Origin of the sequence: Lysinibacillus sp. NPDC059133 (genome assembly GCF_042755925.1) — a bacterium.
Lineage (GTDB): Bacteria > Bacillota > Bacilli > Bacillales_A > Planococcaceae > Lysinibacillus.
In genome coordinates this window covers 68905-76041 of the sequence record NZ_JBHZDH010000019.1, presented here as the reverse complement: position 1 = coordinate 76041, position 7137 = coordinate 68905, and the positions used below count along the sequence as shown (strand labels likewise).

Sequence of the window (7137 nt, the reverse complement as noted above, 5' to 3'; positions counted from 1 at the left end):
GCGAAAGCGAAGCGACAGCAACACGGTTTTATCTGTGCGAAAGCGAAGCGACAGCAACACGGTTTTATCTGTGCGAAAGCGAAGCGACAGCAACACGGTTTTATCTGTGCGAAAGCGAAGCGACAGCAACAAATGTTTTCTGTAGCGAAAGCAAAGCGTCAGCTACAATTATGCCTCGGCATAATTGATTGAAGAATTAAGGGAAAAATACAGCAAAACTTGTTATACTAGTAAGGATAACTTTATTGGAGTGAATGGGATGAACAATCAATCACTAACCATTAGTGAAGTAATACGTTTTGCAAATCATGATTATGTGAATCAGCTTCAGCTTATTCGCATGAATTTAGATTTAGGTAGAATTGATGAATCAAAAAAACTTATTCAAAATTATTCAGAACAATTACAAGTACTTTCTATCCTTAATCGTCTACAATTACCGCAAACAATCGAATGGCTGCAAACAGCAGGTTGGCGCTATCCTTCATTACCAATGAAGCTTAGCGGTGACATAAAAATGTCTGTCACAAATACAGTTGATTCGGAAGTTGTAGATTACTTAAACAAAACAGTTATGCATGTTTATGATACATTAGATCCATTTACAGAGCAGAGCTTAGTGCTCGATGTACGTGTTGACGATCATACATTTGCCGTGACATTCACGTTAAATGGGCTATGGAGTGCTGATGCATTCACCGAAAAAGGTTTGAAACAATTAGACATTCAAACAGTGGAAGAGACAAATGCGTCTTGGATATATGTATTGAGTGCAAGCAGGGAGTGAATTAAATGTTTGTCGATCACGTCAAGATTTATGTAAAAGGTGGCGACGGTGGGGATGGAATGGTAGCCTTCCGTCGTGAAAAATTTGTACCGAATGGTGGTCCAGCTGGTGGCGATGGTGGTCACGGTGGGAATGTTGTCTTTCAAGTTGAAGAAGGTCTGCGAACGTTAATGGATTTCCGCTATAAACGCAACTTCAAGGCTGACCGTGGTGAGCATGGTATGAGTAAAGGGATGCATGGTAGACGTGCAGATGATTTAATCGTTAAAGTACCACCGGGCACGGTTGTAATGAACGAAGAAACAGGCGTTGTTATTGCGGATTTAGTCGAGCATGGTCAACAAGCGATTATCGCAAAAGCTGGTCGCGGTGGCCGCGGGAATTCCCGCTTTGCAACACCAGCCAATCCTGCTCCAGAACTTTCTGAAAAAGGTGAGCCAGGACAAGAATTAAATGTTATATTAGAGTTGAAAGTACTAGCAGATGTAGGATTAGTTGGCTTCCCAAGTGTAGGTAAATCAACATTATTATCTGTTGTTTCTGCGGCAAAGCCAAAAATAGGTGCTTATCATTTCACTACAATCGTACCGAACTTAGGAATGGTTGAAACAGATGATCATCGTAGCTTTGCAATGGCCGATTTACCAGGTTTAATCGAAGGTGCGCACGAAGGTGTTGGTCTAGGTCACCAATTCCTCCGTCATATTGAACGTACACGTGTTATCGTACACGTAATTGATATGTCGGGTATGGAAGGGCGCGATCCTTATGAAGATTACTTAACAATCAATGATGAGCTAAAACAATATAATCTTCGTTTAACAGAACGTCCACAAATTATTGTGGCAAATAAAATGGACATGCCAGATGCAGAGGAAAACTTAGAAATTTTCCGTGAAAAAGTGGGCGAAGATGCGAAAATCTTCCCAGTATCAGCGGTTTCTCGCCAAGGTTTAAAGCCTGTATTATTTGAAATTGCCGACTTACTGGAAGTGACTCCTGAATTCCCATTATTCGAAGATCTAGATGAAGAATCAGATGCAACGGTACTTTACAAACACCAATCTGAAGCTGATTCAATCGAAATCTCTCGTGATCCTGATGGTACATTCATTCTTGGTGGATATGCGATTGAGCGTATCTTCAAAATGACAGACTTCAGCCGCGAGGACGGTGTACGTCGTTTTGCACGTCAATTACGTGGTATGGGCGTCGATGAAGCATTACGTGAACGTGGTGCACAAAATGGAGATATTGTACGCTTATTGGAATTCGAATTTGAATTTGTCGACTAAGAATAGGTTTTAGGGGGAAGCGTATGAAGAATGTTGCGAATCAGCGATATTATTTAGTTCGTGAAGATGTTTTAACGGATGCTATGCAAAAAACTTTGGAGGCGAAACACTTACTTTCAAGTGGTTCGGTATCTTCCATTTGGGATGCGGTAAAGCAGGTGGATTTATCGCGTAGTGCGTTTTACAAATATCGTGATGCTGTATTTCCTTTTCATTCAATTGTGCAGGAACGCATTTTAACAGTCTTTTTACAGCTTCAGGACCGTAAAGGAACACTTGCAAAGCTTTTAGAAACAGTGACAATTACGCATTGCAATGTACTGACTATCCATCAAACAATACCGATTCAAGGACGTGCGAATGTTACATTATCGTTAGATGTCACTAGTATGACATGTGAACTGGATGATTTAATACAGCAACTTAAACGTTTAGATTTTGTAGAGTCAGCGGAAGTAATTAGTTCTGGTGCATTGTAATGACTGACAGCAAGTTTGAATTTTTGACAGAATGTAAATAAGCTCAAAAGGAGCAGTCCCATGTGATGTAATTATCACTTCATGGGACAGCTCCTTATTCTATATCGAAAATTCATAGAAAGAAAAGTAATGGATAGAACGTCATAAAGAGGGTTTTGGGAGGCTTCTTTAGGTGCCTTACCTCAACATTTGATGTAGAATAAAAGGAGTTTTCGGGAACTTGAAAATTCTGAATTTTTACATTAGTGAAATTTAAGCGGCTCATCGGACGCCTTCAGTCGGAACGGAAATCAACCCCACGTTATCGTAGTGAGCCAATCAAATCAAATCAAACAATGAACAGGAGGTACATGTAATGACAGAGCAACAATGGGAAAAACGAATAGGATATTTAGGACCTGAGGCATCATTTACATACTTAGCAGCAAAGGCAACCTTTCCGAATGAGTGGCTTGTCCCTTGTTCTACAATTCCAGAATGTATTGAAGCGGTAGCAAAGGGGAAGGTAGATTTAGCAGTTGTACCACTGGAAAATGCTTTAGAAGGATCTGTATCGTTAACGCTTGATTATTTATTTCATGAGGCGACCTTATATGTTACAGGTGAGCTTCAGTTAAAAATACAGCAGCATTTAATGGTCAATAAAGCGCAGAAGGACAATTGGGAGTCAATCGAAGGAGTTTATTCACATCCACATGCTCTAGCCCAATGTCATAAATATTTATTTTATCGCTTCAGCCATGCTCCGTTACATCAAACAACATCAACAGCAGCAGCGGCAAAATTTGTATCCGAAAATCCGAACGAGTGCATTGCTGCAGTTGGAAATGCAGCGGCAGCAGATAAATATGGCTTAGAAATCGTTCAACCTAATATCCATGATTTCCATTTTAACCATACTCGTTTCTTCGTATTATCTAAGCAAAATAAACGATTACCGCAAGAATTATCAGATGGACAGGCAAAGACAACTTTCATGATTACATTGCCAACGGATCGTTCAGGGGCGTTACATCAAGTATTATCAGTATTCGCATGGCGACAGCTAAATTTAAGTAAAATCGAATCACGCCCATTAAAAACGGGCTTAGGTGATTATTTCTTTATGATTGATGTTTTAGCAGATGAAAAGGAGCCTATGATGCGTGGGGCTATGGAAGAACTAGCTGCACTTGGTTGCAAGGTGAAGTCACTTGGTACATACTTTACTTATCGAACATCAGACGAGTAATCAATTTCGCCTTGACGAGGAGGAATCAGTATGGGCGGCATTATATTATTTGACGGAGTGTGCAATTTTTGTGATAGCAGTGTGCAATTTATTATCAAACATGATCAGGCAGCATATTTTCAGTTTGCATCCATCCAGAGTGATGTAGGGCAGGCGTTACTTGCACAATACGAAATACCAGGAAATATAGATAGTGTCCTATTAATTGAGCATGGGAAGGTATATTTTGAATCTACAGCAGCTCTTAAAATCTGTAGGAGATTAGATAGTTTTTGGCCTGTCTGCTATGTTTTCATTCTTATTCCTCCACCTATACGAAATATAATGTACCGACTGTTTGCTAAAAATAGATATCGTCTTTTTGGACGAAAAGAAAGCTGTATATTGCCAACACCTTCACAACGAAAAAGATTTCTCTAGCTTTGAAGCTATCCAATTTAAGTGGATAGCTTTTTTTAGAGAAAATTGAAACACCTAATTCAGAGGTACAAGATCATAACATTGAGATGATTTCTGTTCCGACTGGGCTTTTCCAAGGGAAGTCCGATGAGTCGCTTGGGGTAACAGATATTTTTTGTGCGGAAGCGAGAAACTAAAAAAATCTTTGAATTTTTAAATACCTAACGAACAGAAAGCTGCTAGTCTCCGTGAAGACTAGCAGCTGCTTATCAATTATTTGATTTTACATGTTATGGAAGGGAAGTTTGTTAAATTATTGATCTACAACTAAATATCCCTTTTTTTGTAAAGTAAGCTCAATTAAATCTAAAATTTCAACAGAAGGCGCAGATATAACATGAAGATGTGTACCACCTGTTAGTTCGGATAAATAACTTGCCTGTGTTTCGTTGACACGTTGAATAAATTTTTTTACCTCATGACGGTTAGAGACCATAATCGATGCAGTAATTTCTCCATAAATAGGATGTTCAACAATAACATTTTTTACTGTACCACCGCAATCAACTATAGTTATCAGTTCATTTTCAGCATTCTCTGCAGTATGGAAGCAAGGAATTGTACGTTCAACAGTTTGCTGTATTTGTTCCTGATGCATGTAAAGATATCCTTGGCTAGTAGCAATAATAGGTTCATTTCTAGCCTTTAATAATGTCATATCATTAACAATGACTTGTCTAGAAACATTAGCGAATTTAGCTAGGTCTGTCCCTGTTATAGGTGCTGTGCTGTTTTTTAGTTGTGCTAGAAGTTGCAGTCGGCGTTCTTCGCCTAACATTTTTTTCATAAGAGATCACCTCTGCTTGTAATAAAGGAAGCAGTTTTCCTTAAAAACTAGTGTACCATGAAGCCTTTCTAACGTGGGTGAATTTTTTGTATCCAAATGGAACATTGAACATATGATACGGAGAGAGGAAGGGAGGAAAAAATTGCGTATTCATATTGTCCAAAAGGGAGACACGTTGTGGAAGATTGCGAAAGAGTACGGAGTTTCGTTTGAAGATTTAAAGCGGCTTAATGTCCATCTCGCTAACCCAGATTATATTGTACCGGGCATGGAAATTATCCTACCTGAAAAAATAAACAAAGAACCACATAGAGAACCGCATAGAGAACATCATCGAGAAACAGATTGGGGAATGCATAGAGAAGGACATAGAGAAGGACATAGGGAACCACATAAAGAGGGGCACAAGGAACATATGCACAAAGAACATATGCATAAGGAGTCACCTACAAGGCATGTTAAAGAAAAAGAGGTTCAGAGACCAATGCCACCACCAATTATTGTGCCACCACCGCCAATGCCTGAACCACAGATGATTCCAATTCCTTATCCAATGCCAATGCCGATGCCTCAGCCAGCGCCTGTTGAGCTTAGCTGGAATCAACAAGTTGTCATGCCAAGTGTAGAGCAAACTGTATCACCAATTCAAATTCAACCGCAACCGCAACCTGTAGCCCAACCGGCGCCAGCACCAATGCCAATGCCGCAACCGATTTTTATAATGCCACAAATGCCAGCAGTGCCACATTGTGCAAGCTGCCATCAGCCAGTGCATCATCATATGTATTGGCCAATGCCGATGCATATGCCAATGGAGCCGCAAATGGAGGCTTATACAATGCCGGAGCAACCAACATCATGTGAAATGCCATGCGAAAAAGTTGCTGGGGCGGAGGAGTTCTTAGAATCTAGTACATCTCCATTCTTCCCTATGAAGCCTGAATTTCAGCCGATGCCGGAAATGATGCCGGAAATGGAACAGCCATGTGGTTGTCATGCACAACCAGTCATGATGCCAAATTGGCAAATGGATCCATGTTGCAGTCCACCACCATGTCCACCACCATGTCCGCCGCCATGCCCATCCCATTGCCCAATGCCGTATTCGTCAGTAGGGCCATGGATGTCACCGCACTTTTTCCCAGGCGGGATGACGCCTTATCGATGGTGAAAAAGCGTATATCATTGAAGAAGTAAAGCCGAATATTTGGAAGTATAAATATCAATCTAATAATTATTTTGTAAAACGGGCAAAGCTGATAGAAATAGCAGAAAAGGTGAGGGTTATTCATCGACAGCTTGGATATCTGGAACCCTCGTTGATCTTACCTGTAATGAAAAGTAATGATGAGTATTTAATCGTGCAAGATTGGCAAGAAGGAAGTCATAGTGCTAATTTTGCTCGTAAAAAAGATCGGAAGGAATCACTTAAGTTATTAAATACGTTACATGATACACATAAAAAAATTACTTGGCAGCGTGTACCAGGTTTGCACACCTATTCACAGCTTTTAAAATGGCAAATGCGTCATATGCGTTTTAAAAGCAGACGGAATGAATTTCGTGCATTTTTAACAAAAGAAGAAATGGATCAAATTTTACACTATAGTGAGAAATCGTTACAGCTAATCGCGCAGGAAGATGTACCTGAAAAAGAAATAACGCTTTTACATGGAGATGTCGTACATCATAATTTTTTATGGTGCTCAGATGGAGAATTGCGTTTAATCGATTTTGATTTGGCTCACCTTGGAGAAGCGGATGATGAATATATTTTATGGTTGCATCGTGTACTGCCAGCTGTAAATTATGACCTTGGTAAAATATTTGCAGAGCTACCAGAGATGAAACGATTAGATAAAAGAAAGCTACATCGTTTAAAATATCCAAATGAGCTATTACGTGAATGGCTTTTTGCAGTAGATTTACCATTAGATCAACAGCTGGTATTTTTAGATTATTTAGTGCCATTTACAAAACGGGCTCTCACATATTGGCCCAAACTGTGGTACGATATTGATAAAATGATAAAGAAATGACCGTCTTTCGGCGGTCATTTTTGTATGTGAACGACTACTTGTGTTATTTCTTATAGTCGA

The 7137-nt window shown here is 39.8% G+C and carries 9 protein-coding genes; 8 read left to right on the top strand and 1 reads right to left on the bottom strand.

Annotated features, from left to right (window positions below; translation table 11 throughout):
* The 6 genes from ACFXN8_RS12535 to ACFXN8_RS12510 form a co-directional block, all read left to right on the top strand.
* A partial coding sequence (locus tag ACFXN8_RS12535; protein ID WP_386845428.1) for a hypothetical protein occupies positions 1-192 on the top strand: 192 nt, incomplete at its 5' end.
* 67 nt (positions 193-259) lie between these two features.
* The gene (locus ACFXN8_RS12530; RefSeq protein ID WP_386845426.1) at positions 260-787 is read left to right on the top strand and encodes a Spo0B domain-containing protein; all 528 of its coding nucleotides are present in this window, start codon (positions 260-262) and stop codon (positions 785-787) included.
* Between the two features lie 5 nt (positions 788-792).
* On the top strand, positions 793-2082 hold the full coding sequence (gene obgE, locus ACFXN8_RS12525; protein ID WP_370041865.1) for a GTPase ObgE: 1290 nt from the start codon (positions 793-795) through the stop codon (positions 2080-2082).
* Positions 2083-2105: 23 nt separating this feature from the next.
* Positions 2106-2561: an ACT domain-containing protein gene (locus tag ACFXN8_RS12520; protein ID WP_053484814.1), complete on the top strand. Its 456-nt coding sequence runs from the start codon at positions 2106-2108 to the stop codon at positions 2559-2561.
* Between the two features lie 355 nt (positions 2562-2916).
* On the top strand, positions 2917-3792 hold the full coding sequence (gene pheA, locus ACFXN8_RS12515) for a prephenate dehydratase (RefSeq protein ID WP_376074732.1): 876 nt from the start codon (positions 2917-2919) through the stop codon (positions 3790-3792).
* Positions 3793-3822: 30 nt separating this feature from the next.
* Complete coding sequence (locus ACFXN8_RS12510; protein ID WP_386845423.1) at positions 3823-4212, top strand: thiol-disulfide oxidoreductase DCC family protein; 390 nt, start codon at positions 3823-3825, stop codon at positions 4210-4212.
* Positions 4213-4504: 292 nt separating this feature from the next.
* Here ACFXN8_RS12510 and ACFXN8_RS12505 read toward each other — a convergent pair whose 3' ends face one another.
* On the bottom strand, positions 4505-5038 hold the full coding sequence (locus tag ACFXN8_RS12505) for a transcription repressor NadR (RefSeq protein ID WP_386845421.1): 534 nt from the start codon (positions 5036-5038) through the stop codon (positions 4505-4507).
* Between the two features lie 142 nt (positions 5039-5180).
* Here ACFXN8_RS12505 and ACFXN8_RS12500 point away from each other — a divergent pair, with 142 nt between their 5' ends.
* Complete coding sequence (locus ACFXN8_RS12500; protein WP_386845419.1) at positions 5181-6209, top strand: LysM peptidoglycan-binding domain-containing protein; 1029 nt, start codon at positions 5181-5183, stop codon at positions 6207-6209.
* On the top strand, positions 6199-7077 hold the full coding sequence (locus tag ACFXN8_RS12495) for a phosphotransferase (protein ID WP_386845433.1): 879 nt from the start codon (positions 6199-6201) through the stop codon (positions 7075-7077). The genes ACFXN8_RS12500 and ACFXN8_RS12495 overlap by 11 nt, the downstream gene beginning before the upstream one ends.
* The last annotated feature ends 60 nt before the right edge of the window (positions 7078-7137 follow it).

What these genes read in the sequence shown, in the direction of transcription:
- ACFXN8_RS12530 (WP_386845426.1), top strand. Translation starts at nt 260, where the DNA reads ATGAACAATCAATCACTAACCATTAGTGAAGTAATACGTTTTGCAAAT.
- obgE (WP_370041865.1), top strand. Translation starts at nt 793, where the DNA reads ATGTTTGTCGATCACGTCAAGATTTATGTAAAAGGTGGCGACGGTGGG.
- ACFXN8_RS12520 (WP_053484814.1), top strand. Translation starts at nt 2,106, where the DNA reads ATGAAGAATGTTGCGAATCAGCGATATTATTTAGTTCGTGAAGATGTT.
- pheA (WP_376074732.1), top strand. Translation starts at nt 2,917, where the DNA reads ATGACAGAGCAACAATGGGAAAAACGAATAGGATATTTAGGACCTGAG.
- ACFXN8_RS12510 (WP_386845423.1), top strand. Translation starts at nt 3,823, where the DNA reads ATGGGCGGCATTATATTATTTGACGGAGTGTGCAATTTTTGTGATAGC.
- ACFXN8_RS12505 (WP_386845421.1), bottom strand. Translation starts at nt 5,038, where the DNA reads ATGAAAAAAATGTTAGGCGAAGAACGCCGACTGCAACTTCTAGCACAA.